The 23,596-nt window shown below is 72.6% G+C and carries 20 protein-coding genes and 1 pseudogene; 7 read left to right on the top strand and 14 right to left on the bottom strand.

Annotated features, from left to right (window positions below):
- Positions 1–95: 95 nt before the first annotated feature.
- A complete protein-coding gene (locus ACWEK3_RS04165; RefSeq protein ID WP_453248879.1) occupies positions 96–842 on the top strand; it encodes an enoyl-CoA hydratase/isomerase family protein in 747 nt (248 codons plus the stop codon).
- 8 nt (positions 843–850) lie between these two features.
- Here the strand turns inward: ACWEK3_RS04165 and ACWEK3_RS04160 are convergent, their stop codons facing one another.
- Positions 851–1,486, bottom strand: a complete 636-nt coding sequence (locus tag ACWEK3_RS04160; protein WP_453248878.1) for a DJ-1/PfpI family protein — start codon at positions 1,484–1,486, stop codon at positions 851–853.
- A gap of 20 nt (positions 1,487–1,506) precedes the next feature.
- Positions 1,507–2,469 (bottom strand): GlxA family transcriptional regulator, encoded by a 963-nt coding sequence (locus ACWEK3_RS04155; RefSeq protein ID WP_450543891.1) that lies wholly within the window; start codon positions 2,467–2,469, stop codon positions 1,507–1,509.
- Between the two features lie 195 nt (positions 2,470–2,664).
- Between ACWEK3_RS04155 and ACWEK3_RS04150 the strand changes: the two genes are divergently transcribed.
- Positions 2,665–5,037, top strand: coding sequence for a Tex family protein (locus ACWEK3_RS04150; RefSeq protein WP_453248877.1), 2,373 nt, complete (start codon positions 2,665–2,667; stop codon positions 5,035–5,037).
- 965 nt (positions 5,038–6,002) lie between these two features.
- Here ACWEK3_RS04150 and ACWEK3_RS04145 read toward each other — a convergent pair.
- Positions 6,003–7,643, bottom strand: a complete 1,641-nt coding sequence (locus ACWEK3_RS04145; protein WP_453248876.1) for an ABC-F family ATP-binding cassette domain-containing protein — start codon at positions 7,641–7,643, stop codon at positions 6,003–6,005.
- Between the two features lie 36 nt (positions 7,644–7,679).
- Positions 7,680–8,711 (bottom strand): oxidoreductase, encoded by a 1,032-nt coding sequence (locus ACWEK3_RS04140; RefSeq protein ID WP_450543897.1) that lies wholly within the window; start codon positions 8,709–8,711, stop codon positions 7,680–7,682.
- A gap of 66 nt (positions 8,712–8,777) precedes the next feature.
- Here ACWEK3_RS04140 and ACWEK3_RS04135 point away from each other — a divergent pair, with 66 nt between their 5' ends.
- Positions 8,778–9,737 carry an FAD-dependent oxidoreductase gene (locus ACWEK3_RS04135; protein WP_388725516.1) on the top strand — a complete coding sequence of 320 codons (960 nt, stop codon included), beginning with the start codon at positions 8,778–8,780 and terminating at the stop codon, positions 9,735–9,737.
- A gap of 150 nt (positions 9,738–9,887) precedes the next feature.
- Positions 9,888–11,381, top strand: coding sequence for a M1 family metallopeptidase (locus tag ACWEK3_RS04130; RefSeq protein WP_450543899.1), 1,494 nt, complete (start codon positions 9,888–9,890; stop codon positions 11,379–11,381).
- 42 nt (positions 11,382–11,423) lie between these two features.
- Here the strand turns inward: ACWEK3_RS04130 and ACWEK3_RS04125 are convergent, their stop codons facing one another.
- Both ACWEK3_RS04125 and ACWEK3_RS04120 read right to left on the bottom strand, forming a co-directional pair.
- Entirely contained in the window at positions 11,424–11,906 is a 483-nt protein-coding gene (locus ACWEK3_RS04125) for a macro domain-containing protein (RefSeq protein ID WP_453248875.1), read from the bottom strand.
- Positions 11,907–11,948: 42 nt separating this feature from the next.
- Positions 11,949–13,415 (bottom strand): amino acid permease, encoded by a 1,467-nt coding sequence (locus ACWEK3_RS04120; RefSeq protein WP_376543862.1) that lies wholly within the window; start codon positions 13,413–13,415, stop codon positions 11,949–11,951.
- A 241-nt stretch (positions 13,416–13,656) separates the two neighbouring features.
- Between ACWEK3_RS04120 and ACWEK3_RS04115 the strand changes: the two genes are divergently transcribed.
- The gene (locus ACWEK3_RS04115; RefSeq protein ID WP_450543903.1) at positions 13,657–14,409 is read left to right on the top strand and encodes a MerR family transcriptional regulator; all 753 of its coding nucleotides are present in this window, start codon (positions 13,657–13,659) and stop codon (positions 14,407–14,409) included.
- 8 nt (positions 14,410–14,417) lie between these two features.
- Here ACWEK3_RS04115 and ACWEK3_RS04110 read toward each other — a convergent pair whose 3' ends face one another.
- From ACWEK3_RS04110 to ACWEK3_RS04100, 3 genes are all read right to left on the bottom strand, one after another.
- Positions 14,418–16,613, bottom strand: coding sequence for a 3-hydroxyacyl-CoA dehydrogenase NAD-binding domain-containing protein (locus tag ACWEK3_RS04110; protein ID WP_450543905.1), 2,196 nt, complete (start codon positions 16,611–16,613; stop codon positions 14,418–14,420).
- 50 nt (positions 16,614–16,663) lie between these two features.
- On the bottom strand, positions 16,664–17,878 hold the full coding sequence (locus tag ACWEK3_RS04105) for an acetyl-CoA C-acetyltransferase (protein ID WP_450543906.1): 1,215 nt from the start codon (positions 17,876–17,878) through the stop codon (positions 16,664–16,666).
- An 88-nt stretch (positions 17,879–17,966) separates the two neighbouring features.
- Positions 17,967–19,175 carry a CaiB/BaiF CoA transferase family protein gene (locus ACWEK3_RS04100; RefSeq protein ID WP_450543907.1) on the bottom strand — a complete coding sequence of 403 codons (1,209 nt, stop codon included), beginning with the start codon at positions 19,173–19,175 and terminating at the stop codon, positions 17,967–17,969.
- 231 nt (positions 19,176–19,406) lie between these two features.
- On the opposite strand from ACWEK3_RS04100, the gene ACWEK3_RS04095 reads away from it, so the two are divergent.
- Positions 19,407–20,585 carry a saccharopine dehydrogenase family protein gene (locus tag ACWEK3_RS04095; protein ID WP_450543908.1) on the top strand — a complete coding sequence of 393 codons (1,179 nt, stop codon included), beginning with the start codon at positions 19,407–19,409 and terminating at the stop codon, positions 20,583–20,585.
- Positions 20,586–20,596: 11 nt separating this feature from the next.
- Here the strand turns inward: ACWEK3_RS04095 and mmpA are convergent, their stop codons facing one another.
- The 3 genes from mmpA to ACWEK3_RS04080 all read right to left on the bottom strand — a co-directional run bounded on the left by mmpA (position 20,597) and on the right by ACWEK3_RS04080 (position 22,014).
- On the bottom strand, positions 20,597–20,743 hold the full coding sequence (gene mmpA, locus ACWEK3_RS04090) for a morphogenic membrane protein MmpA (protein WP_361410381.1): 147 nt from the start codon (positions 20,741–20,743) through the stop codon (positions 20,597–20,599).
- A 150-nt stretch (positions 20,744–20,893) separates the two neighbouring features.
- Complete coding sequence (locus tag ACWEK3_RS04085) at positions 20,894–21,595, bottom strand: endonuclease V (protein WP_450543911.1); 702 nt, start codon at positions 21,593–21,595, stop codon at positions 20,894–20,896.
- Positions 21,596–21,687: 92 nt separating this feature from the next.
- Complete coding sequence (locus tag ACWEK3_RS04080) at positions 21,688–22,014, bottom strand: plasmid stabilization protein (RefSeq protein ID WP_361410375.1); 327 nt, start codon at positions 22,012–22,014, stop codon at positions 21,688–21,690.
- Positions 22,015–22,254: 240 nt separating this feature from the next.
- Between ACWEK3_RS04080 and ACWEK3_RS04075 the strand changes: the two genes are divergently transcribed.
- Positions 22,255–22,671 (top strand): SsgA family sporulation/cell division regulator, encoded by a 417-nt coding sequence (locus ACWEK3_RS04075; RefSeq protein ID WP_450543912.1) that lies wholly within the window; start codon positions 22,255–22,257, stop codon positions 22,669–22,671.
- Positions 22,672–22,699: 28 nt separating this feature from the next.
- Here the strand turns inward: ACWEK3_RS04075 and ACWEK3_RS04070 are convergent.
- Together ACWEK3_RS04070 and ACWEK3_RS04065 are read right to left on the bottom strand one after the other, a co-directional pair.
- Positions 22,700–22,828, bottom strand: a pseudogene (locus tag ACWEK3_RS04070) (ROK family transcriptional regulator); the annotation flags it as partial.
- A gap of 46 nt (positions 22,829–22,874) precedes the next feature.
- Positions 22,875–23,549, bottom strand: coding sequence for a GOLPH3/VPS74 family protein (locus ACWEK3_RS04065; protein ID WP_453248874.1), 675 nt, complete (start codon positions 23,547–23,549; stop codon positions 22,875–22,877).
- Positions 23,550–23,596 lie beyond the last annotated feature (47 nt).

The following is a 23,596-nucleotide window of genomic DNA, read 5'->3' as shown; positions in this document are numbered from 1 at the left end:
CCGGTTTCCACCTTTTGTTCCGTTTGTTGCCGTGTCGTAACTCTCCCCCGCCCCTTCTTGATCAAACGCTCGGCCCGGCGGATAGCATCCGGCGCATGGAGCCGCAGTTGCTGCACGACGTCACCGACGCGGTGGCCACCGTCGTGGTCCACCACCCGGCCAAGCGCAACGCGATGACCGCCGCGATGTGGCGGGCGCTGCCACCGCTCCTGGACGGCCTCGCGGCCGATCCGGACGTCCGGGCGCTGGTGCTGACCGGGTCGGGCGCGACGTTCTGCGCCGGTGCCGACATCTCCACGCTGCGCGGCTCGCCGCGGGAGGCGCAGCGCCTGGCGGGGCAGGCCGAGGAGGCGCTCGCCGCGTTCCCCAAGCCGACGCTGGCCGCGGTGCGCGGGTACTGCGTGGGCGGCGGCGCCCAGCTCGCGGCGGCCTGCGACCTGCGGTTCGCCGAGGCGGGCGCGCTGTTCGGGGTGACGCCGGCCAAGCTGGGCATCGTCTACCCCGCCTCCTCCACCCGCCGCCTGGTCTCCCTGGTGGGCCCGGCGACCGCCAAGTACCTGCTCTTCTCGGGCGAGTTGATCGACGCGGAGCGCGCGCTGCGCACCGGCCTGGTCGACGAGTTGCTGCCGGAGGGCGAACTCGCCAAGCGGATCACGGAGTTCACCAGGATCCTCACCGCGCGCTCGCAGCTGACGCAGGCCGCGGCGAAGGAGTTCGCGGACGGCCGCACGGACCGCGACGCCCACTGGGCCGAGCAGGCACACGAGAACGGTGACACCGCGGAGGGGGTCGCCGCGTTCCTGGAACGCCGGACCCCCCGGTTCACCTGGAGCGTGCGGTAGTCGGCCGCCTACGTCAGCACGAAGCGGCTGTTGGTGCGGAACTCCTCGACGAGGTGCGCGGGCGCCTTCTCCGGGGATCCGGCGTCGTAGGGCGGCTGAGGGTCGTACTCGGTCAGCAGTTGGACGGCCTGGGCCTGTTCGTCGCCGGCGATCCGGCCGAGCAGTGTCAGGCCCATGTCGATGCCCGAGGAGACGCCGGCGGCCGTGACGTACTTGCCGTCGAAGACGACCCGCTCCCCCGTGGGCTCGGCACCGAAGCGCCTCAGCTGGTCGAGGGCCAGCCAGTGCGAGGTGGCGCGGCGCCCGTCCAGGAGTCCGGCGGCCGCCAGCAGCAGCGAACCGGTGCACACGGAGGTGGTCCAGGAGCTGGTGGCGTCGGCGGTGCGCAGCCAGTCCAGCAGGGTCTCGTTCTCCATCTGCGACGCCTGGCCGGGGCCGCCCGGGACGACAACGATGCCGGGGTCCGTGACCTCGTCCAGGGTCCGGTCGGCGGTGAGCGCGAGGTGCCCGGTCTCGGTGCGGACGGGGCCGGTCCGTTCGGCGACGAAGACGGTCCGCGCGCCGGGGAGCCTGCTGAGGGTCTCGTACGGGCCCACGGCGTCCAGGGCGGTGAAGCGGTCGAAGAGGACGATGGCGATCTGCACGGATTTCCCTCCGGTGGGTGTCAGGTGGTGGCGGGAGCGGGGCGGAACCGCCGCCGGTACTCGGCCGGGGCGGCGCCCAGCGCCTTGACGAACGCGCGCCGCATGGCCTCCGGTGTGCCGTAGCCGCTGGCGCGGGAGATCTCCTCGACGCCGTCGGCGGTGTCCTCCAGCAGCCGGCGGGCGTGTTCGAGGCGGACCCGGTCGACGTAGCGGCCAGGGGTCGTACCGGTCTCCGCCCGGAACGCGCGGGCGAAGTGGCGCGGCGAGAGGCGGGCACGGGCGGCGAGCGCCTCGACGGACAGCTCGTCCGCCGGATGCTCGGTGATCCACTGCTGTACGTCCCGCAGGGGCTCGCGCCGTGCCGTCTGCGCGGCGAGCTGGGCGCTGAACTGGGCCTGGTTGCCGGGCCGGCGCAGGAAGACCACCAGGTGGCGGGCGACGCTCAGCGCGACGTCGCGGCCGAGGTCCTCCTCGACGAGCGCGAGGGTCAGGTCGATGCCGCAGGTCACGCCGGCCGATGTCGCCACGTGCCCGTCGCGCACGTAGACCGGGTCGGCGTGGACCTCGACGGCGGGATGGTCACGGGCCAGCTTGGCGCAGTACGCCCAGTGGGTCGTGGCCCGGCGGCCGTCCAGCAGGCCCGCCTCGGCCAGCAGGATCGCGCCGGTGCACACCGAGACCAGGCGCGCGGCCCCCGGCCCGTGCGCGCGGACCCAGTCGACCAGACGCTGGTCCGGCCGGCGGGTGCCCTCCCCACCGGGCACGAGCAGCGTGTGCGGCACGGGCGCCTCGGCGAGCGGCGAGTCCGGTACCAGGGTCAGGCCGCTGGAGCTGCGTACGGGACCGCCGTCCAGGGAGGCCGTGTGGATGCGGTACGCCCCCGGTACGTGCCGGTCGGCACCGGCGAAGACCTCCACGGGGCCGGTGACGTCGAGACTCTGGACGCCGTCGAAGAGGACGACGAGAACGGTTCGCTGCGCCATGCGACCGATTCTTCGCGCGCCGGAGGATGGCCGCAATGACGGGTTTCCCACCTTTCCCGCCACACCCCGCCCCGTCTCCGCCGGTGCGAGCGGCGGCAGGGGTGCGCCTCGCCGGATGGCGCCCTGCGGCCCGGTTGTCGGCGGGGCCTGCCACAATTGCGGCGCACACCGGAGTGGAGAAGGCGGTACGGGATCGTGACGACACCCCTCACAGCGTCCATCGAGGGCAGGATCGCCGAGGAGCTCGGCGTACGGGAGCGGCAGGTCAAGGCCGCCGTGGAGCTGCTGGACGGCGGTTCGACGGTGCCCTTCATCGCCCGCTACCGCAAGGAAGCGACCGAGATGCTCGACGACGCGCAACTACGCACGCTCGAGGAGCGGCTGCGCTATCTGCGGGAACTGGAGGACCGGCGGACGGCGATCCTGGAGTCGGTGCGCGAGCAGGGCAAGCTCACCGAGGAACTGGAGGCGCAGATCCGCGGCGCCGAGACCAAGGCGCGGCTGGAGGACGTGTACCTGCCGTACAAGCCGAAGCGGCGGACCAAGGCGCAGATCGCCCGGGAGGCGGGCCTGGAGCCGCTGGCCGAGGGCCTGCTCGGCGACCCGGGCGTGGATCCGCTGGCGGCGGCCGCCGCCTTCGTCGACGCGGACAAGGGCGTCGCCGATCCGCAGGCGGCCCTGGACGGCGCGCGGGCGATCCTCACCGAGCGGTTCTCGGAGGACGCCGATCTGATCGGCGAGCTGCGCGAGCGCATGTGGGGGCGCGGGCGGCTGGCCGCCAAGGTGCGGGAGGGCAAGGAGGAGGCGGGCGCCAAGTTCGCCGACTACTTCGACTTCGCCGAGCCGTTCACCGAGCTGCCCTCGCACCGGATCCTGGCGATGCTGCGGGGCGAGAAGGAGGAGGTCCTGGACCTCGTCCTGGAGCCGGAGGAGCCGGTGGACGGCCCGTCCTCGTACGAGGGGATGGTGGCCCGCCGGTTCGGGATCGGCGACCGCGGCCGACCCGCCGACAAGTGGCTCCAGGACACGGTCCGCTGGGCCTGGCGCACCCGGATCCTCGTCCACCTGGGCATCGACCTGCGCCTTCGGCTGCGCACGGCCGCGGAGGACGAGGCGGTGAACGTGTTCGCGGCCAACCTGCGCGACCTGCTGCTCGCCGCGCCGGCCGGCACCCGCTCGACCCTCGGCCTGGACCCCGGGTTCCGTACGGGTGTGAAGGTCGCCGTGGTCGACGCGACCGGCAAGGTCGTCGCCACCGACGTCGTCCACCCGCATGTGCCGGCCAACCGGTGGGACGAGGCCGTCGCCAAGCTGGCCCGGCTGGCCAAGGAGCACGCGGTCGAGCTGATCGCGATCGGCAACGGCACGGCGTCCCGGGAGACCGACAAGCTGGCCGCCGATGTCATCACCAGGCACCCGGAGCTGAAGCTCACCAAGGTGATGGTGTCGGAGGCGGGCGCCTCGGTGTACTCGGCGTCGCCGTACGCCTCGCGAGAACTGCCCGACATGGACGTCTCCCTGCGCGGCGCGGTCTCCATCGCCCGCCGGCTCCAGGACCCGCTGGCCGAACTGGTCAAGATCGACCCCAAGTCGATCGGTGTCGGCCAGTACCAGCACGACCTGTCCGAGGTGAAGCTGTCCCGCTCCCTGGACGCGGTGGTCGAGGACTGTGTGAACGGCGTCGGCGTGGACGTGAACACCGCGTCGGTGCCGCTGCTCGCGCGCGTCTCCGGCGTCACCTCGGGGCTCGCGGAGAACATCGTGGCCCACCGGGACGCCAACGGGCCGTTCACGTCGCGGGCGCAGCTGAAGAACGTCTCGCGGCTCGGTCCGAAGGCCTACGAGCAGTGCGCGGGCTTCCTGCGGATCCGCGGCGGCGACGACCCGCTGGACTCCTCCAGCGTGCACCCCGAGTCCTACCCCGTGGTCCGCCGGATGGTGAAGACCGCGGGCCAGGAGGTCGCCTCGCTCGTCGGCAACACCGCGGTGCTGCGCTCGCTCAGGGCGGCCGACTTCGTGGACGACACGTTCGGTCTGCCGACGGTGACGGACATCCTGCGGGAGCTGGAGAAGCCGGGGCGCGACCCGCGGCCCGCGTTCAAGACGGCCACCTTCAAGGAGGGCGTCGAGAAGATCTCCGACCTGGTGTCCGGAATGGTCCTGGAGGGCGTGGTGACGAACGTGGCGGCCTTCGGCGCGTTCGTCGACGTCGGCGTCCACCAGGACGGTCTGGTGCACGTCTCGGCGATGTCGAAGCAGTTCGTGAAGGATCCGCGGGACGTCGTCAAGCCCGGTGACATCGTCAAGGTGAAGGTGCTGGAGGTCGACATCCCGCGCAAGCGGATCTCGCTGACGCTGCGTCTGGACGACGAGGCGGCGGCGCAGGACCGTCAAGGGCAGGGCGACGGCGGCGAGCGCCGCCGGCGCGGTGGGCGCCCGCCGCAGCAGCGCCAGGGCCGCGGCGGCGGTGGCGGCGGCTCCCGCCAGGCACCCCCGCCCGCCAACAGCGCGATGGCCGACGCCCTGCGCCGCGCGGGCCTCCTCGACTCGAAGAACACCCGCCGCTGACCCATCCGCCCCGGACTCGCCTCACAGCCGGTGGGCGGGTCCGGGCCGGACGGCCGGGGTCGGCGGGCCGGTGGCGGCGGGCAGTCGAGCCGCCGGTGGTGGCGCGCCACTGACAAGCTGGTAGTCGTCGGCCGGCGGCGGCAGTTGACCCGGCTGAACCCGGGTGAGCCGTAGACCGCCCCGTGGCGGCTGACCATCAACGGGTCGACAACAGCGACCCGTTGGCAGGCCAGTGTCGGCAGGCCGTTGCCCGACCCGTAGCAGCGGTCGTCACCCGACTGCTACCGGCCACCCCTTCACCGGTCGGGCGGCGAGGCAGTTGACCGGCTGGTGGCGGCGTGCCCCTGACGGGCTGATGGCTGCGGCCAGTCGACCGACCCGCAGCAACGGATCGCCGGCCGACTGCCATCTGTCAGCCCTCTGACCGGCCGATGGCAGTGCGCAGTTGACCGGCCGGTGGCTGGGGGCAGTTGACCGGGCTGTACCAGCTGGGGCCGTTGACCGCCCCGTAGCGGCAGGACCGTCGACGGGGCGACAGGGGCCACCCGTTGGCCCGGCTCGTGGCAGCGGAGGCGTTATCGCGGCGGGTGCTGGCCCGGGGGGAGTTCCGAGTGGGGGCGTGGGGTCGCGCCTGGGGGCGGCGGGCCTGGCTGGAGGGCGGCGTTGGGCCGCCCTGTTCGCATCACGTCCTCGAGTTGCCTGTGTATGGCCGTGGCCGCGTCCCGTACGCGTGCGGGCACGTCGCCTCGCTCGGCTACGAGTTGGTGATAAATGGGGGCGTCTTGGAACATGGGTGACCATGCCTTCCGATCTGCGGTTTCGTTCCGCCGGGCAACGGTGACCGAGTGTAAGACCCCGCGTCGGAGCGTTCACCGCGGGTCCGGCCAAGGCAGGAAATGGCCTAGTGCTGCGACCGGAAAGGTTCACCGGCGCGCGACGCCCGGCAAACCTTTCGGGTCACGGCACTAGCGTTCCGTCACTTTGCCCGCGGCGACCTCCAGCCGGCGGGTGACGCGTACGGCGTCGAGCATGCGACGGTCGTGGGTGACCAGCAGGAGGGTGCCCTGGTAGGAGTCCAGGGCCGATTCCAGTTGCTCGATGGCCGGCAGGTCCAGGTGGTTGGTGGGCTCGTCCAGAACCAGGAGGTTGACGCCCCGGCCCTGGAGGAGGGCGAGCGCGGCCCGGGTGCGCTCGCCCGGGGAGAGCGTCGCGGCGGGACGCGTCACATGGTCCGCCTTCAGGCCGAACTTGGCGAGCAGCGTGCGCGCCTCCACCGGCTCGGTGTCCGGAACCGCCGCGCAGAAGGCGTCCAGCAGGGACTCGGGACCGTGGAAGAGGCGGCGGGCCTGGTCGACCTCGCCGACCAGCACACCGGAGCCCAGGGCAGCGTGCCCGGCGTCCACCGGGATCCGCCCCAGCAGCGCGCCCAGCAGCGTCGACTTGCCCGCGCCGTTGGCGCCCGTGACCGCCACCCGGTCCGCCCAGTCGATCTGGAGGGACACCGGGCCGAGCACGAAGCCGCCGCGGCGCACCTCCGCGTCCCGGAGCGTGGCGACGACCGCGCCCGACCGCGGGGCCGACGCGATCTCCATGCGCAGCTCCCACTCCTTGCGGGGCTCCTCGACGACCTCGAGGCGCTCGATCATGCGCTGGGTCTGGCGCGCCTTCGCGGCCTGCTTCTCACTGGCCTCGCTGCGGAACTTGCGGCCGATCTTGTCGTTGTCACTGCCCGCCTTGCGCCGGGCGTTCTTCACGCCCTTGTCCATCCAGGCGCGCTGTGTCTGGGCACGGTCCTGGAGGGCGGCCCGCTTGTCGGCGTACTCCTCGTAGTCCTCGCGGGCGTGCCGGCGGGCCACCTCCCGCTCCTCCAGATAGGCCGCGTATCCGCCGCCGTAGAGGTTGATCCGGCCCTGGGCGAGGTCGAGTTCGAGGACCTTGGTGACGGTACGCACAAGGAACTCGCGGTCGTGGCTGACGACGACCGTCCCGGCGCGCAGCCCGGTCACGAACCGCTCCAGGCGCTCCAGGCCGGCCAGGTCGAGGTCGTTGGTCGGCTCGTCGAGCAGGAAGACGTCGTAGCGGGACAGCAGCAGCGAGGCGAGTCCGGCGCGGGCCGCCTGGCCGCCCGAGAGGGACGTCATGGGCTGGTCGAGGCCGACGGCCAGGCCGAGCGAGTCGGCGACCTCCTCGGCGCGTTCGTCGAGGTCGGCGCCGCCGAGGCCGAGCCACCGCTCCAGGCTGGTCGCGTACGCGTCGTCCGCGCCCGGCGCTCCCTCGACGAGAGCCTGCGTGGCCTCGTCCATCGCCCGCTGGGCCCCGGCCACCCCGGTGCGCCGGGCGAGGAACTCCCGTACGGTCTCCCCTGGCCTCCGCTCCGGCTCCTGGGGAAGGTGCCCGACGCTCGCCGTCGGCGGGGACAGGGTGATCTCGCCCTGCTCCGGGGTGCTCAGCCCGGCGAGCATCCTGAGCAGTGTGGACTTGCCCGCGCCGTTGGCGCCGACCAGCCCGATCACGTCCCCGGGCGCGACGACGAGGTCCAGTCCGGCGAACAGCGCGCGGTCGCCGTGCCCGGCGGCGAGGTTCTTGGCAACGAGGGTGGCAGTCATCAGAGGACCGATCCTAATGGCCGTGCCCCGGCGCGCTCAGTGCGCCACCGCCGCCACCATCACGCCCCCTGCCGTCCGCGCCACCACGAAGGACCTGCCCTTCACCGCCCCGGCGTCCAGCGCGAGCCGGTGCCGGCCCGGCTCCAGGACGCCGTCGAAGACCTCCTGGGTGTGGCTGCGGTGGAACCGGTCGAGGCGGTGGACGGTGAGCCGGACCCGGCAGGCGGAGGTGACCTCGACGTCCGCCACGCCGTCTGCGGCCGCCAGCCGGGTCAGCCGGCGCCGCTCCACGGGACCGCGGTCCAGGGCCTGTTCGATCTGGGCGACCAGGAGCGGCACGATGGGGGCCGGCCCGTCGACGTAGGCCACGTCGGCGCCCGCGCGCTCGAAGGCGCCCCGGACGGCGGCGCGTTCAGCCGGGCCGACCGCCGGACCGAAGGCGACGGCACCGTACTGGCGCAGTTCGTCGGCGTGGACGTGGAGCGCGTCGCGGGTGATGTCGGCGCCGATGCCGATGGCGCGCAGGGCGGCGGCGAGTCTGGCGAGGGCGGCGACCCGGGCCCCGACGAGCAGCACCCGGCGGCGGGGCGCGGGGCCGCCGCCGTCCAGCAGCGCGCGCAGTGCCGCGCGGTACTCGGCTCCGGCGAAGCGGAACGGGCCGATGCCGTGGTAGCCGTCCCGTTCCAGGTCGGCGTGTTCGTCCGTCTGCCAGGCGAAGTCCCGCCAGACGTAGTCCGCCTCGTCGGCGCCCGCCCTCTCGATGACGGCGGTGACCGCGCCGCAGGCCAGGTCCTCGCACTCGGGGCAGCCGTAGACGAGGTACCGGCCGCCCGGCAGCGGCGCCTCGCTCTCCAGCAGCAGGCCGCGCACCTGGTCGGCGAGGATCGCGGGCGGGATGTCGGAGGCGAGCGGGGAGACCGCGTCCAGGTCGGCGAGCCGGAAGAGCAGGGGCCGTCCGTCCACGACGAAGTCCACGAAGTCCCGGTGGAGCTGGTGACCGCCGTCGGCGAGGATCTCCCCGGGACGCGTCGCCGGGGCCAGGCCGAAGGTCGTGTACTCGGCAGGCATGCCATGAGTATTCCCGGCCCGGGGGCGAGGTGAGCACGGTGTGCGCCTTCCGCTACCGTGCGCCGCGTGGACAGTGGGCCGGGTATCGAGGTGACGGTGGTCGGCGGCGGCGTCATCGGGCTGACGACGGCCGTCGTGCTGGCCGAGCGCGGCCGGCGGGTGCGGGTGTGGACGCGTGAGCCGGCCGAGCGGACGACGTCGGCGGTCGCCGGTGCGCTGTGGTGGCCGTACCGGATCGAGCCGGAGTCGCTCGTCGGGGAGTGGTCGCTCGAATCCCTGGCGGTGTACGAGGAGTTGGCCGGGCGTCCCGACGAGACGGGCGTACGCCTGGTCGAGGGCGTGCACGGCGGGACGCGGCTCGACTCGCTGGGGCCGTGGGCGTCGCGGGTGCCCGGTCTGCGCCCGGCGCACGCCGGGGAGTGGGCGGCGGGCACGGCGCTGTGGGCGCGGCTTCCGCTGATCGACATGTCGGCTCATCTGCCGTGGCTGCGGGAGCGGTTGACCGCGGCGGGCGGCATCGTGGAGGAACGGGAAGTGACCGATCTGGCGGCGGTCGACGCCCCCGTCGTCGTGAACTGCGCCGGCCTCGGCGCCCGTGAACTCGTCCCCGATCCCGCGATGCGTCCCGTGCGCGGTCAGCTCGTCGTCGTGGAGAACCCCGGGATCACGACGTGGCTGACGTCCGTCGACCCCGCCTCGCAGTCCCCCACCTACGTCTTCCCGCAGCCGGGCCGGCTCCTGCTCGGCGGCACGGCCGAGGAGGACGACTGGTCGCTGACGCCCGATCCGGCGGTGGCCGAGCGGATCGTCGAGCGGTGCGCGGCCCTCCGGCCGGAGATCGCCGGGGCGCGGGTGCTGGAGCACCGGGTCGGGCTACGGCCGTCCCGGCACGCGGTACGGCTGGAGCGCGAGGAACTGCCGGGCGGGCGGGTGCTGGTGCACAACTACGGGCACGGCGGGGCCGGGGTCACCGTGGCCTGGGGCTGTGCGCGCCGGGCGGCCGCGCTGGCGTACCCGGCCGCCTGAGCGGGCTGGGGCCGTAAAGGCGCCTGAGCGTGTTTCACTCATGACGGCCGGATGGCGATCGTGTGACAGCGGTGGGCATGGACATGCCTGTGACCATCGGGACTCAATAGGCTCCGAACGAACCTCGTGTCCCTACGACTTGGAGCTGACGTGCACCGCAGATTGATCGCGCCGGGCGCACTGGCGGCGGCCACCCTGCTGCTGGCGATCCCGGCATCGGCCGCGAGCCACTCCCCCGGCGCACCGGGCATCGGCGACCCCTACTACCCGTACTACGGCAATGGCGGATACGACGTCTCCCACTACGACCTCAGGCTGAAGTACCAGCCGGCCACGGACGAACTGGAGGGCACGGCGACGATCGAGGCGCGGACCACGCAGGACCTGTCCAGTTTCGACCTGGACTTCCTGCTGGACGTCAGCGAGGTCCGGGTCAACGGCGCAACGGCCGCCTTCACCACCTCCGGCCAGCACGAACTGGTGGTCACCCCGAAGAAGCCGCTGGCCAGGAACACGCCGATCACGGTGGTGGTCCGCTACAGCGGGGTGCCGTCCAAGAAGAGCGCGTACGGCTTCACCACCTGGCACCGCACCCCGGACGGCGGGATCGCGGCGGACGAGCCGGAGGCGGCCTGGTGGTGGTTCCCGAGCAACGACCATCCGAGCGACAAGGCCACCTACGACGTGTCGGTGGCCGTGCCGGACGGCACGCAGGCGATCTCCAACGGCACCCTCCAGTCGACGAGCTCGCAGCTCGGCTGGACCCGGTACAACTGGCGCCAGAACAAGCCGCAGGCCACGTATCTGGCCACGCTCGCGATCGGGAAGTTCGACATCACGACGGGCACCTCGGAGGACGGCGTCCCCGTCCTCAACGCCTACAGCAGGGACCTCGGCGACAACGCCGGGGCGGCGCGGGCGAGCGTCGAGCGCACCGGGGAGATCGTCGACTGGCTGAGCGGCTATTTCGGGCCGTATCCGTTCAGCTCGGCCGGCGGCTACGTGCCGAACACGACGACCGGGTACGCGCTGGAGACGCAGACCCGGGTGTACTACAGCCCGAGGCAGTTCGCGAACGGCTCCAACACGTCCGTCGTCGTGCACGAGCTGGCCCACCAGTGGTACGGCGACAGCGTGTCGCTCAAGGGCTGGAAGGACATCTGGATCAACGAGGGCTTCGCGCGCTACGCCCAGTGGCTGTGGTCCGAGCACGAGGGCGAGGGCACCGCGCAGGAGCTGGCGGACTGGGTGTACGCCTCGCACCCCGCCGACGACCCCTTCTGGACGGTCGCGCCGGGCGACCCGGGTCCGGACGACCAGTTCGACATCGCGGTCTACGACCGGGGCGCGCTCGCCGTCCAGGCGCTGCGCAACGAGATCGGCGACAAGGCGTTCTTCGCCCTCCTGAAGGGCTGGCCGAAGAAGCACGCCTATGGCAACGCCTCCGTGGCCGACTTCCAGAAGTACGCCGAGAAGGTCTCCGGCAAGCCGCTCGCGGCCCTCTTCGACACCTGGCTGTTCCAGCCGTCCAAGCCGGCCGCACCCGCGGCGCGCGCGGCCTCCGTTGCGAAGACGGCGGCGGCTCCCGAGCAGCCGAGGTCGTGGAAGAAGATCGAGGCGACGAACGACGTGCACACGAGGTGAACCACGGCCGGGCGGCAGGGACAGACCCCGGGCCGCCCGGCCTCATCCCTCGTGGTCGTACACCGTCACCGCGATCCCCCGGCGCACCAGCCGTTCGTCGATCAGCGGCTCGATCCGGTCCCAGGTGCCGCCGGCCAGGCCGCAGCCTATTCGGGGCATGTGGACGGACGCGCCGAGCTCGACCGCACGGACGGCGAGCCGGTCCAGTGCGGTGTCGATCGCCCCGTACCGCACGGGCGCGACGGCCTCGCCTCTCCGCCGGATGCCGCGTTGGCCGATCATGTTGGCCACCCACACATCCGGCTCCAACCGGACGAGCTGGACGGCACCAAGGCCGAAGTCGTTGTCCGCACGGTCCCGGTGCCAGGCCCGGTAGGCGGCCTCCGGCTCCGGCCGGCGCCGGGAGAGGGCCTGGACGAAGCCCCTCCCCCAGCCGCCGATGTCGTTGCAGACGTGGGCGATCACTTTGACGCCCTCGGCCGAGGGCGCGGTGGCGTCACCCCGGATGTATGTGATCTCCGGCATGACGCCACCGTACGGGGTGGCACTGACAGCGGGGTGGGGCCGTTACTCCGTGATTTCGGAGAGCTCCCGATCGGCCGTCCGGGAGACGCGGCGGCGGACGCCGAACCAGCCGGCCACCAGGAGCAGGGCGATCAGCGGGATCAGCAGGAGGGTCTTGCGGCCCACCTCGGGGTCGTTCCACATCATGGCAAGACAGCCGACGAAGAAGGCGATCGTGGCGATCTCGGTGACCGGGCTGCCGGGAAGGCGGAAGTGCGGGCGGGTGAGCAGGCCGGCCTTGGCGCGGCGGACGAAGACCAGGTGGCAGATCATGATGGTCACCCAGGTGCTGACGATGCCGAGGGAGGCGACGTTCAGCACGATCTCGAAGGCCTGGCTGGGCATGAGGTAGTTCAGGCCGACGCCGAGTACGCAGACCGCGCACGTCAGGAGGATGCCGCCGTAGGGGACCCGGGTGCGGCTCATCACCCCGGTGAACTTCGGAGCGGAGCCCGCCGCGGCCATGGAGCGCAGGATGCGGCCGGTGGTGTACAGGCCGGAGTTCAGCGACGACATGGCGGCCGTGAGGACGACGAGGTTCATGACGTCGCCGGCCGCCGGGACGCCGATCCTCGACAGGACGGTGACGAAGGGGCTCTCCCCGGCCGAATAGACCGAACCGGGCAGCAGCAGGGCGAGCAGGATGACCGAGCCGACGTAGAACAGGCCCACCCGCCACATGATCGAGTTCACCGCGCGCGGGATGATCTTCTCCGGCTCGGCGGTCTCACCGGCGGCGACACCGATCATCTCCAGGGCGGAGTAGGCGAAGATCACGCCCTGCATGACGAGGACGACCGGCATCACGCCGTGCGGGAAGAACCCGCCGTGGTCGGTGATGGAGCTCAGGCCCGGGGTCCGGCCGCCGACGTCGTGCTGCGTGGCCAGCAGGAAGACGCCGATCAGCATGAAGCCGACCAGGGTGGCGACCTTGATGATCGCGAACCAGAACTCCATCTCGCCGAAGATCTTCACCGAGATCAGGTTCACGGCGAGGACCACGGCGAGGGCGATCAGCGCGAGCACCCACTGCGGGACGGACGTGAACATGCTCCAGTAGTGCGTGTAGAGCGCGATCGCCGTGATGTCGGCGATACCGGTCGTCGACCAGTTCAGGAAGTACATCCAGCCGGCGACGTAGGCGCCCTTCTCGCCGAGGAACTCGCGCGCGTACGACACGAACGAGCCGGACGAGGGCCGGTACAGGACCAGCTCGCCGAGGGCCCGGACGACGAAGAACGCGAAGACGCCGCAGACGAGGTAGGCCAGCGCCAGCGCGGGTCCCGCGTTGTGCAGGCGGCCGCCCGCGCCGAGGAAGAGGCCGGTGCCGATCGCCCCGCCGATGGCGATCATGTTGACGTGGCGGTGCTTGAGGTCCTTGCTGTATCCGGCGTCGCCCGCGTCGGCGGGCGTCCCGGTCGCCTGGGGGTGGGAGGCGACCTGTGCCGTGGGCACGGCATCCTTGCTCAAGGGTGGTTCCACTTTCTGGTGCCCCGGGCAGCGTGCGCCCGGGTGTCCGTACGTGTCGCGGCCCGCACCACCCATGTCGCGGCACAGACCAGAACGGCAGCTTCCCTGGCGGTCGATTCCCCTGCGATGGCGTACGTCACAGAGCGGGACTTCTCACACGCGTCATTCACTCATCGGCCACCAGCCGTACACCCGCAGGTCAGGGCTTTCACAGCGTCGGTGGGACAGCGATACTGCTGCGATGACGACCGACGCCGACGAGCCGACCCTCACGATCGACGAGCTGGCCGCACGGGCCGGCGTCACGGTGCGCACGGTCCGCTTCTACAGCGGCCGGGGCCTGCTGCCGCCGCCGGTGATCGGCCCGCGCCGGGTGGGCCGCTACGGCCAGGAGCACCTGGCGCGCCTGGCGCTGATCGAGGAGATGCAGCTGCGGGGCATGACGCTCGCCGCGATCGAACGCCATCTGCGGCAGCTGCCGCCGGACCTCACCCCGCACGACCTCGCCATCCACCGCGCGGTGGTCGCGTCCTGGGCGCCGGACACCGTGGAGTCGCTGTCCCGGCGGGAGCTGGAGCGCCGGGCCGGCCGGTCGCTCACCGAGGAGGACGTCCGGCGGCTGGCCGCGATGAACGTCGTCGAGGCCGACGGCGAGTCCTTCCGCGTCGACTCCGGTCTGCTGCGACTCGGCGTGGAGCTCCTCGACGTACCCCTGTCCCAGGAGACGATCCTCGCCGCCCGCACGGTGCTGACCGAGCACGCGCGCACGGCCGCCCACGAGCTGTCGAAGCTGCTGCGCGACGCCGTCGCCGAACGCGACACCCGCGACGTGAAGTCCCTCTCCGCCCATATGCACCCCCTGGTGGTGCAGGCCCTGCTCACCACCTTCCAGCGCTCGCTGAAGGAGGAGCTGCGGGAGTGGCTGGACACTGCCGGACGGGAGGGCCCCCGGGGAGCGGATCCCCGGGAGCCTCAGGAGCCGCCGTCCGGCTGAGCGGCCCGTCAGCGCGCGTCGGTGAAGGTCTCCCCCTTCTCCGCCTTCGCCACCAGCAGCGCCGGCGGGGTGAACCGCTCGCCGTAGCGCTCGGCGAGTTCCCGCGCGCGTCCCACGAAGCCGGGCAGACCGGCCCCTGCCCCGGCGCCGCCGTCGTAGCCGTTGATGTACTGCAGCACCCCGCCGGTCCAGCCCGGGAAGCCGATGCCGAGGACCGAGCCGATGTTGGCGTCTGCGACGGAGGTCAGGACGCCCTCCTCCAGGAGCCTGACCGTGTCGAGCGCCTCGGCGAAGAGCATGCGCTCCTGCATGTCCCGGAACGGGATCTCGTACCCCGGTGTCGTGAAGTGCTCACGCAGACCCGGCCACAGTCCGGCACGAGCGCCGTCCTCGCCGTAGTCGTAGAAGCCGGCGCCGCCACTGCGGCCGGTGCGGCCGAACTCGTCGACCATGCGGTCGACGATCGCGTCCGCGGGGTGCGGGGTCCAGGTGCCGCCCGCCTCCTCCACCGCCCGCCGCGACTCGGCCCGGATCTTCCGGGGCAGGGTGAGGGTCAGCTCGTCCATCAGGGACAGCACCTTGGCCGGGTAGCCCGCCTGGGCCGCCGCCTGCTCGATGGACGCCGGCTCGATGCCCTCGCCGACCATCGCCACGCCCTCGTTGATGAACTGGCCGATGACCCGGGAGGTGAAGAAACCACGCGAGTCGTTGACGACGATCGGGGTCTTGTTGATCTGCCGGACCAGGTCGAAGGCGCGGGCCAGCGCCTCGTCGCCGGTGCGCTCGCCCTTGATGATCTCGACCAGGGGCATCTTGTCCACGGGTGAGAAGAAGTGCAGCCCGATGAAGTCGGCCTGGCGCTCCACGCCTTCGGCGAGCAGGGTGATCGGCAGGGTGGAGGTGTTGGAGCACAGCAGCGCGTCCGGCGCGACGACCTGCTCGACCTCCTGGAACACCTTGTGCTTGAGCGCCGGGTCCTCGAAGACGGCCTCGATCACCGCGTCGCAGCCCGCGAGGTCGGCGGCCTCCGCGGTGGGCGTGATGCGGGCGAGCACCGCGTCCGCCTTCTCCTGGCTGGTACGGCCCTTGGCGACGGCCTTGGCGCACAGCTTCTCCGAGTAGCCCTTGCCCTTGGCGGCGGCCTCCGGGGACACGTCCTTCAGGACGACCTCGATGCCCGCGCGGGCGCACGCGTAGGCGATGCCCGCGCCCATCATCCCGGCGCCGAGGACGGCCACCTTGCGGACCTGGCGGGGTTCGACGCCCTGGGGCCGGCTGGCGCCGGAGTTGACGGCCTGGAGGTCGAAGAAGAACGCCTGGATCATGTTCTTCGAGGTCTGCCCCGCCGCCAGTTCCACGAAGTAGCGGGCCTCGATGACCTGGGCGGTCTCGAAGTCGACCTGGGAGCCCTCGACGGCGGCGGCCAGGATGTTGCGCGGGGCCGGGTAGGGGGCGCCGTTCGTCTGCTTGCGCAGGCTGGCCGGGAACGCGGGCAGGTTGGCGGCGAACTTCGGGTTCGCAGGGGTGCCGCCCGGGATGCGGTAGCCGGGCTTGTCCCAGGGCTGCCCGGACTCGGGGTTGGCGTCGATGAAGGCGCGAGCCCTGGCCAGCAACTCGTCCTGAGAGGTGACCACTTCGTCGACGAGCCCGTTCTCCTGGGCGCGCCGCGCGTTGTACTGGGTGCCCTGGAGCAGCACCTTGAGCAGGGCGTCGGTGATGCCCAGCAACCGTACGGTGCGGACGACCCCGCCGCCGCCGGGAAGCAGGCCGAGGGTCACCTCGGGGCAGCCGATCTTCGTACCGGGGGTGTCGAGCGCGATCCGGTGGTGGCAGGCCAGGGCGAGTTCGTAACCGCCGCCCAGGGCCGCGCCGTTGATCGCGGCGACGACCGGCTTGCCCAGGGTCTCGATACGGCGCAGGTTCCGCTTGAGCGCGAGGCCGCCGTCGAAGAGCTCCTGGGCGGTGTCCGGGGTGACCCGGATCAGGTCGCGCAGGTCGCCGCCCGCGAAGAAGGTCTTCTTCGCGGAGGTGAGGATGATGCCGCGGACGGATTCCCGCTCCGTCTCCAGCCGGTCGGCGACGGCGGCGAGGGAGTCGCGGAACGCCTGGTTCATGGTGTTCGCGGACTGGTCGGGGTCGTCGAGGACGAGGGTGACCACGCCGGTTTCGTCCTGCTCCCAGCGGATGGTGGTGCTCTCGGTCATGTCGGGGTCTCCGTTGAAGTCTGGGTTCTGAGGGCGCCGCTGGGGGCGGGTCAGACGCGCTCGACGATCGTGGCGACGCCCATGCCGCCGCCGACGCAGAGGGTCGCGAGGCCGTAGCGCTTGTCCTGGCGCTCCAGTTCGTCGACGAGGGTGCCGAGGATCATCGCGCCGGTGGCGCCGAGCGGGTGGCCCAGCGCGATGGCGCCGCCGTTGACGTTGATCTTGTCCAGGGACAGGCCCATGTCCTTCACGAAGCGCAGCACGACCGCCGCGAACGCCTCGTTGATCTCGACGAGGTCGATGTCGTCGATGGTCAGGCCGGCCCTGGCGAGCGCCTTTCGGGTGGCGGGAGCGGGTCCGGTGAGCATGATGGTGGGCTCGGAGCCGGAGACGGCGGCGGAGACGATCCGCGCGCGGGGGGTGAGTCCGTACCGCTCGCCTACCTCGCGGGAGCCGACCGCGACGAGCGAGGCGCCGTCCACGATGCCGGAGGAGTTGCCCGCGTGGTGGACGTGGTCGATCTTCTCCACCCAGTGGTACTGCTGCAGGGCGACGGCGTCGAAGCCGCCCAGCTCGCCGATGTCCGCGAAGGACGGCTTGAGCGCCGCCAGCGAGTCGGCGGTGGTGCCGGGGCGCGGATGCTCGTCGTGGTCGAGGACGACGAGCCCGTTGCGGTCCCTGACCGGGACGACGGAGCCGTCGAAGCGGCCCTCCTTCCAGGCGGTGGCCGCGCGCTCCTGGGACAGGGCCGCGTACTCGTCGACGTCCCGCCGGGAGAAGCCCTCGATGGTGGCGATCAGGTCGGCGCCGATGCCCTGCGGTACGAAGTTGACGGCGAGGTTGGTCATCGGGTCGTTGAACCAGGCGCCGCCGTCGGAGGCCATCGGCACCCGGGACATCGACTCGACGCCGCCCGCGAGGACCAGGTCCTCCCAGCCGGAGCGCACCTTGGCGGCGGCCAGGTTGACGGCCTCCAGGCCGGAGGCGCAGAAGCGGTTCTCCTGCACACCGGCCACCGTGTCCGGCAGTCCCGCGGCGATGGCGGCGATCCGGGCGATGTCGGAGCCCTGGTCGCCGATCGGGCCGACGACGCCGAGCACGATGTCGTCGACGGCGGCCGGGTCGAGTCCGGGGAAGCGGTCGCGGATCTCGTGGATGAGGCCGACGACCAGGTCGATGGGCTTCGTGCCGTGCAGGGCGCCGTTGGCCTTGCCGCGCCCGCGCGGGGTGCGGATCGCGTCGTACACGTACGCTTCGGTGCTCACTGACAAGCCTTTCGACGAGGGTGGTGTCCTGGGGGCGGTGGGGAGGAGCCGGGGCGGGTCGGGGGAACGTGTCGTGGTCGTGGGTCCGTCAGGAGCCGTCCTCCCCGTCATCTGCCTTCCCGTCCGTCCCGACCATCCCGCGGTTCCCGTCCATCCCGTCCGTCCCGTCCTCCAGGAGTGCGGGCAGGTCCCAGTCGCGGGCCACGGCCGCCGTGCCGTCGCCGGGCCGGGCGGGGCCGGTGCGGACGGCGGTGGGGGTGGCGGAGAAGCGGGGCGCGGGGGCGGGCTGGCTGAGGCCGGCGTGCTCCGTGAAGGTGCCGCGGGCGGCGAGGTGCGGGTGGTGCGGAGCCTCGCGTAGCGACAGCACGGGGGCCACGCAGGCGTCGGAGCCCTCGAAGACCGCGGTCCACTCCTGCTGGGTGCGGGACTTGAAGCGGGCGGCGACCGCCTCGCGCAGTTCCCCCCAGCGGGTGTGGTCGGTACGGGCCCCGGCGTGCTCCGCCAGGCCGAGCAGTCCCGTGAACTCGTCGTAGAACCGCTGCTCCAGGGCGCCGACCGCCATGTACCGGCCGTCCGCGGTCTCGTAGGTGCCGTAGTACGGGCAGCCGCCGTCCAGGAGGTTGGCCCCGCGGCGGTCCTGCCAGGCGCCGGCGGCGAGCATGCCGTGGATCATCGCGGAGAGGTGGGCGGTGCCGTCGACGATCGCGGCGTCCACGACCTGGCCGGTGCCGGTCGCGCGCGCGTGGTGCAGGGCGGCGAGGACGCCGACCACGAGGTAGAGGGAGCCGCCGGCGTAGTCGCCGAGGAGGTTGGCGGGGACGGCCGGGGGCGTGTCCGGTTCGCCGATCATGCCGAGGGTGCCGGTCACGGCGATGTAGGCGATGTCGTGTCCCGCGCGCGGGGCGAGCGGCCCGTCCTGGCCCCATCCGGTCATCCGGCCGTAGACCAGCCGCGGGTTGCGGGCGTGGCAGGCCGCGGGGCCGACGCCGAGGCGCTCGGCGACGCCGGGTCGGTAGCCCTCGATGAGGATGTCGGCGCGGGCGGCGAGGTCGAGGACGCGGGCGGGGCCGCCCGGGGACTTCAGGTCGACGACCACGGAGCGCTTGTTGCGGTTGGTGATGTCGTGGGCGGGGTCGATGCCCAGTCCGGCGCCGCCGGGGCGGTCCACCCTGACGACGTCGGCGCCCAGGTCGGCCAGCAGCATCGCGGCGAACGGGCCGGGGCCGATGCCGGCCAGCTCGACCACGCGCACACCGGTCAGCGGGCCGTGCCGCCCCGCCGCCTCTGCCGTTGCCATCAGGTCCCCTCACTGTGACACAACCGATGTAACACCGATGATGCTAAGAACGTGTTCCAGCGGATACAAGCCCTTGGCGAGCAAGCGCTTAGCCGAGGCGTACCCGGTGGCCTCGTGGCCATATCCCGCACCGCCGCGCCTTCACCGCCGGGCCCTCGCCGCCGGACCGCGCACTCCTCACGCTAGCCTCGGCCACGGACAGCGGCGCGGGCTGTGAGAGCAAGGAGTGTCATGAGCAGGCTGAGGAACTCCGACCGTCCGTACGACATCGTCCTCTTCGGAGCCACCGGCTTCGTGGGGGCGCTCACCGCCGAGTACCTCGCCGCGCACGCCCCGGAAGGGCTGCGCTGGGCCATCGCCGGACGCAGCGAGGAACGGCTCCGGGAACTGCGCGAGCGACTGCCCTCGGGTGCGTCCGTCGGAGTGCTGCGCGCGGACGCGGCCGACCCGGACTCCCTGCGCGCCCTCGCCCGGCAGGCGCGCGTGCTGGCCACCACCGTGGGCCCGTACGCGGCCGTGGGCGAGGAACTCGTCGCCGCCTGCGCCGACAGCGGCACGGACTACCTGGACCTGTGCGGCGAGCCCGAGTTCGTGGACCTGGTGTACGTCCGGCACGACGCACGCGCGCGCGAGACCGGGGCACGCCTGGTGCACGCCTGCGGCTTCGACTCCATACCGCCCGACCTGGGTGTGTACTTCACCGTTCGGCAGCTGCCGGAGGGCGTACCGCTGACCGTGGACGGATTCGTCCGGGCGGACGCCGCCTTCTCGGGTGGGACCCTCGCGTCGGCACTCAGCCAGTTCGCCCGCCCCCTGCGGGTCCGGGCCGCCGCGCGGGACCGGGCGCGGCACGAGCCCCGGCTGCTGGGGCGGCGGGCGGTCACGCCGACGGGCGCGCCGCGGTTCGCCGGGGAGGTGGGCGCCTGGGCGGTGCCGCTGCCGACCATCGATCCGCAGATCGTGCGGCGCTCCGCGCGCGTGCTGGAACGTTACGGCCCGGACTTCCGCTACCGCCACTATGCGGCCGTGCGGCACCTGCCGGTCGCCGTGGGCGGTGCCGCCGCCCTCGGCGCGGTCCTGGCCGCCGCCCAACTGCCGCCCGCCCGGCGCTGGTTGTCCGGACGGCTGCAGCCCGGTGAGGGGCCCAGCGCGGAGAAGCGGGCCAGGAGCTGGTTCTCGGTGCGGTTCGTGGGCGAGGGTGGCGGACGGCGGGTGTTCACCGAGGTGGCGGGCGGCGACCCAGGGTACGGCGAGTCGGCGAAGATGTTCGCCGAGTCGGCGCTCGCACTGGCGCTCGACGACCTCCCGCCGACGGCGGGCCAGGTCACCACGGCGGTGGCCATGGGCGACGCCCTCATCGACCGCCTGCGCCGGGCGGGCATCACGTTCCGGATCGCGACGAGCCGCTAGACCCGACCGGGCTACAGCGACCAGTCGGCCACGGTCCAGATCATCCCGGCTATCCAGCCGAGCCCGGCCAGTGCGGCGAGGATCAGGGCGGTGTTCACGGCACGCTCGACGGGGCGGGCCGGGTCGGCGAGGGGCTTGTGGGAACGGTGCGTCGTCATGTGCCACAGCCTGCCCAGGGGCCCCTGGTGGCCACATCCGTACGGATACTCAGATGGTGTACTCAGAACCGGGCCTCGGACCCGGACCCCGGAGCCGGGCCTCGGAGCTGGGCCCCGGAGACGGACACGCGACCCCGCGCCCCCGTGACCCTAGGCCCTGTCCTCCGTGGCCTCGCGCAGGGCGCGGCGGCACAGGGCGTCGGCGCGGCGGGTCGTCTCCGGGAGGCGGTAGTGCGGGGTGAGGGCGAGGGCGTGCGCGCAGGCGTTGTCCAGGCTCACCCGGTGGCCCACGGAGACGAAGACCGGCTTGACGCCGTCCCGGGTGCGCAGGGCCCGGCCGACCTCGTCGGCGCCGGCGAGCAGCGGGGAGGCGCTGCCGCGCGGGGTGTCCGGATCCTCGTGGGTGAAGGTGAACGGGTTCTTGGCGACGCCGATCGTCGGCAGTCCGGTCAGCACACCGAGGTGGCTCGCCAGTCCGAAGCGCCGGGGGTGGGCCAGTCCGTAGCCGTCGCAGACGACCAGGCCGGGCGGGCAGGGCAGGGCGTCCAGCGCGGCGAGCACGGTGGGGATCTCACGGAAGGCCAGCAGCCCGGGCACGTACGGGAAGGAGATCCGCCCGACGGCGGTGGTCTCGGCGACGACGCGCAGGGTGGCCGCGTCCAGGACGACGGCCGCCGCCGCGACGAGGTCCCGCTCGTCGTCGTAGGCCACGTCGACCCCCGTGACGTGGCCCGTACCGGGCGGCGGGCCCGGCTCGTCCCGCACCACCCGTTCGCGCAACTCGTCCTGGACGGCGCGGGCCTGCTCCTCGGTGGCGGGCCAGCCCGCGGGAACGCGTACGGTCGTCGTCATGATGGGCCGAGCGTACGGCCACCGGGTACGGCATGACGGGGCGGGCCCGCGTTCCTGACCGGAGGCGGGCCCGCCCGGCTGGGCACCGGTGGTCAGCCTCTGCCCAGGGCCTGCCGCAGCTGCTGCTTGTTCATGTCCGAGCGGCCGTGGATGTTGCGCCTTTTGGCCTCCTCGTAGAGCTGGTCGTAGGTGGGCCCCTCGGAGCCCCGGCCCGAACGCTGCCCGCCCCGCCTGCCGGAGGACATGTCCTGGGTGGAGGTGCGGCCGGCGGTCTTCGACTCGCCGCTGCGGGCACGCTCCTTGTTCACCGTGCGCGCGGCGATCTCCCTGGCGCGTTCGGTGCTCTCCCCCCGGTCCTGCGCGCTCTGCTTGATGTGCTCGTACTGGCGCTCGCGCTTGGAACTGGAACCGCGTGGCATGCCGTTCACTTCCTCTCTGTGCAAGGAACGGATACCGGCAATTCTGGATCGGTTCGCCATATCGGGCGATATCCAGTCGTCCAGTCGAGCGACGCGAGAGCCGTGTCACGTCCGTGAATGAACGCGGTGACGGAGGTCACTCGCTCCTCGTGTGCACGGATCGGCGGCTTCCGTCGTCTCTTCCAGTGCCCGGCCTCATCCGACCGGAGGTTCGTCCGGCCGTCACAAGGGAGCAAGGCCTTGTCCACCGACATCGAGCAGTTCGTGGAGGCGCGCCTGGTCTCCGCCACGCCACGGATGCCCAGCATTCCCGCCACGCTGCGCTACGACCGGCGCGACCCGTTCGCCGTCCGGATGACCTTCCCGGCCCCGGCCACCCTCGAAGGCGTGGACGTCTGCTGGCTCTTCGCCCGTGACCTGCTGGCGGCCGGTCTGCGGGAGCCCGAGGGCGACGGCGACGTACGGGTGCGGCCGTACGGCTTCGACCGCACCGTCCTGGAGTTCCATGCCCCCGAGGGCACGGCCGTGGTGCACGTCCGCAGCGGTGAGATACGGCGCTTCCTGGAGGCCACGAGCGAGCTGGTGCCGCTCGGTCTGGAGCACCTCCAGTTCGACCTGGACCATGATCTGGCGGAGCTGATGCGGGACGCCTGCTGACGGCCCCCAACCGGTGCGGGGCCCGTGGACTGGCCCGCTCGATGGTGAGGTGTTGGGTCACCAGCGGGTGGCAGCTCTCGTAGATCTTGCTGCGCACCGCGGCGACGAACGGTTCGAGGGTGGAGAGGATGCCGCCGAGGTAGACGGCGTCCGGGTGGGGCGGGGCGTCCGGGGTGACGGCCCCGGGGCCCCGACGGTCCCGGTCAGCCGCTCGCCGCGGCGGCGGAGGCCGCCGTGGTCGCCATGACCACCGCCGCGCTCACCTCGCGCACCACCCTGCGCAGCGCGGGGGCCGCGGCTCCACTGCGCTCGGTCAGCTCCTCGATGCGCTGCCGGTGGCGCTTGCGGTCCTTGGCGGGGACCAGGGTGCGCAGTTCGGCGGCGGCCGCGAGGGCGACGACGGCCGCGTCGCGTTCGGAGACCTCCGCGGCCGGCACCGGGCCCTCCAGCGCCCGGCGTGCCTCCTCCCGCAGCGCGTCCACGACGGCGACGCGCTCCAGGGCGTAGTCCACGGACGAAAAGACACCGAGGACCCGGCGCCGCTCGGCGCGCAGAAACCCTTCGGCGGCCAGCTGCTCCCGCACGGCGTCGAGGGTGGTCCGGGCGTGCAGCGTCACCCAGGTCTTCCAGCGGCGGGGCCGGGACTCCCGGACGAGTTCGAGCAGTCCGTCGAGCACCGGGTCCCCGGTGTCGGTGTCCAAGTTGGCGGGTGCGGCAATGCCGTCGTCGTCGACGAGCAGTCCGCGCTGGGCCAGCTCGGTCAGGGCGCCGGCCCGGACCAGATGGTGCAGTTGGGCGGTGCCGGTGATCTTCAGCCGCTTGGTGTCCCAGGCCAGCAGGTAGAGCCGGGCGGACAGCGAGAGCGAACCGTCGGGCACGGGGGCCTCCTTCCGGGGGGCTCGGGCCCACCCATTATTTCGTTGAC

Source organism: Streptomyces sp. NPDC004721 (genome assembly GCF_053601495.1).
The sequence above is the reverse complement of the archived record's forward strand: the minus strand, read 5'-3'. Positions and strand labels throughout refer to the sequence as shown.

Excerpts from the sequence above, each read along its gene's own strand:
- ACWEK3_RS04080 (WP_361410375.1), bottom strand. The coding sequence starts at position 22,014 with ATGCCACGCGGTTCCAGTTCCAAGCGCGAGCGCCAGTACGAGCACATC.
- ACWEK3_RS04145 (WP_453248876.1), bottom strand. The coding sequence starts at position 7,643 with ATGACTGCCACCCTCGTTGCCAAGAACCTCGCCGCCGGGCACGGCGAC.
- ACWEK3_RS04125 (WP_453248875.1), bottom strand. The coding sequence starts at position 11,906 with ATGCCGGAGATCACATACATCCGGGGTGACGCCACCGCGCCCTCGGCC.
- ACWEK3_RS04155 (WP_450543891.1), bottom strand. The coding sequence starts at position 2,469 with ATGGCGCAGCGAACCGTTCTCGTCGTCCTCTTCGACGGCGTCCAGAGT.
- ACWEK3_RS04165 (WP_453248879.1), top strand. The coding sequence starts at position 96 with ATGGAGCCGCAGTTGCTGCACGACGTCACCGACGCGGTGGCCACCGTC.
- ACWEK3_RS04085 (WP_450543911.1), bottom strand. The coding sequence starts at position 21,595 with ATGACGACGACCGTACGCGTTCCCGCGGGCTGGCCCGCCACCGAGGAG.
- ACWEK3_RS04140 (WP_450543897.1), bottom strand. The coding sequence starts at position 8,711 with ATGCCTGCCGAGTACACGACCTTCGGCCTGGCCCCGGCGACGCGTCCC.
- ACWEK3_RS04115 (WP_450543903.1), top strand. The coding sequence starts at position 13,657 with ATGACGACCGACGCCGACGAGCCGACCCTCACGATCGACGAGCTGGCC.
- ACWEK3_RS04100 (WP_450543907.1), bottom strand. The coding sequence starts at position 19,175 with ATGGCAACGGCAGAGGCGGCGGGGCGGCACGGCCCGCTGACCGGTGTG.
- ACWEK3_RS04110 (WP_450543905.1), bottom strand. The coding sequence starts at position 16,613 with ATGACCGAGAGCACCACCATCCGCTGGGAGCAGGACGAAACCGGCGTG.
- mmpA (WP_361410381.1), bottom strand. The coding sequence starts at position 20,743 with ATGACGACGCACCGTTCCCACAAGCCCCTCGCCGACCCGGCCCGCCCC.
- ACWEK3_RS04095 (WP_450543908.1), top strand. The coding sequence starts at position 19,407 with ATGAGCAGGCTGAGGAACTCCGACCGTCCGTACGACATCGTCCTCTTC.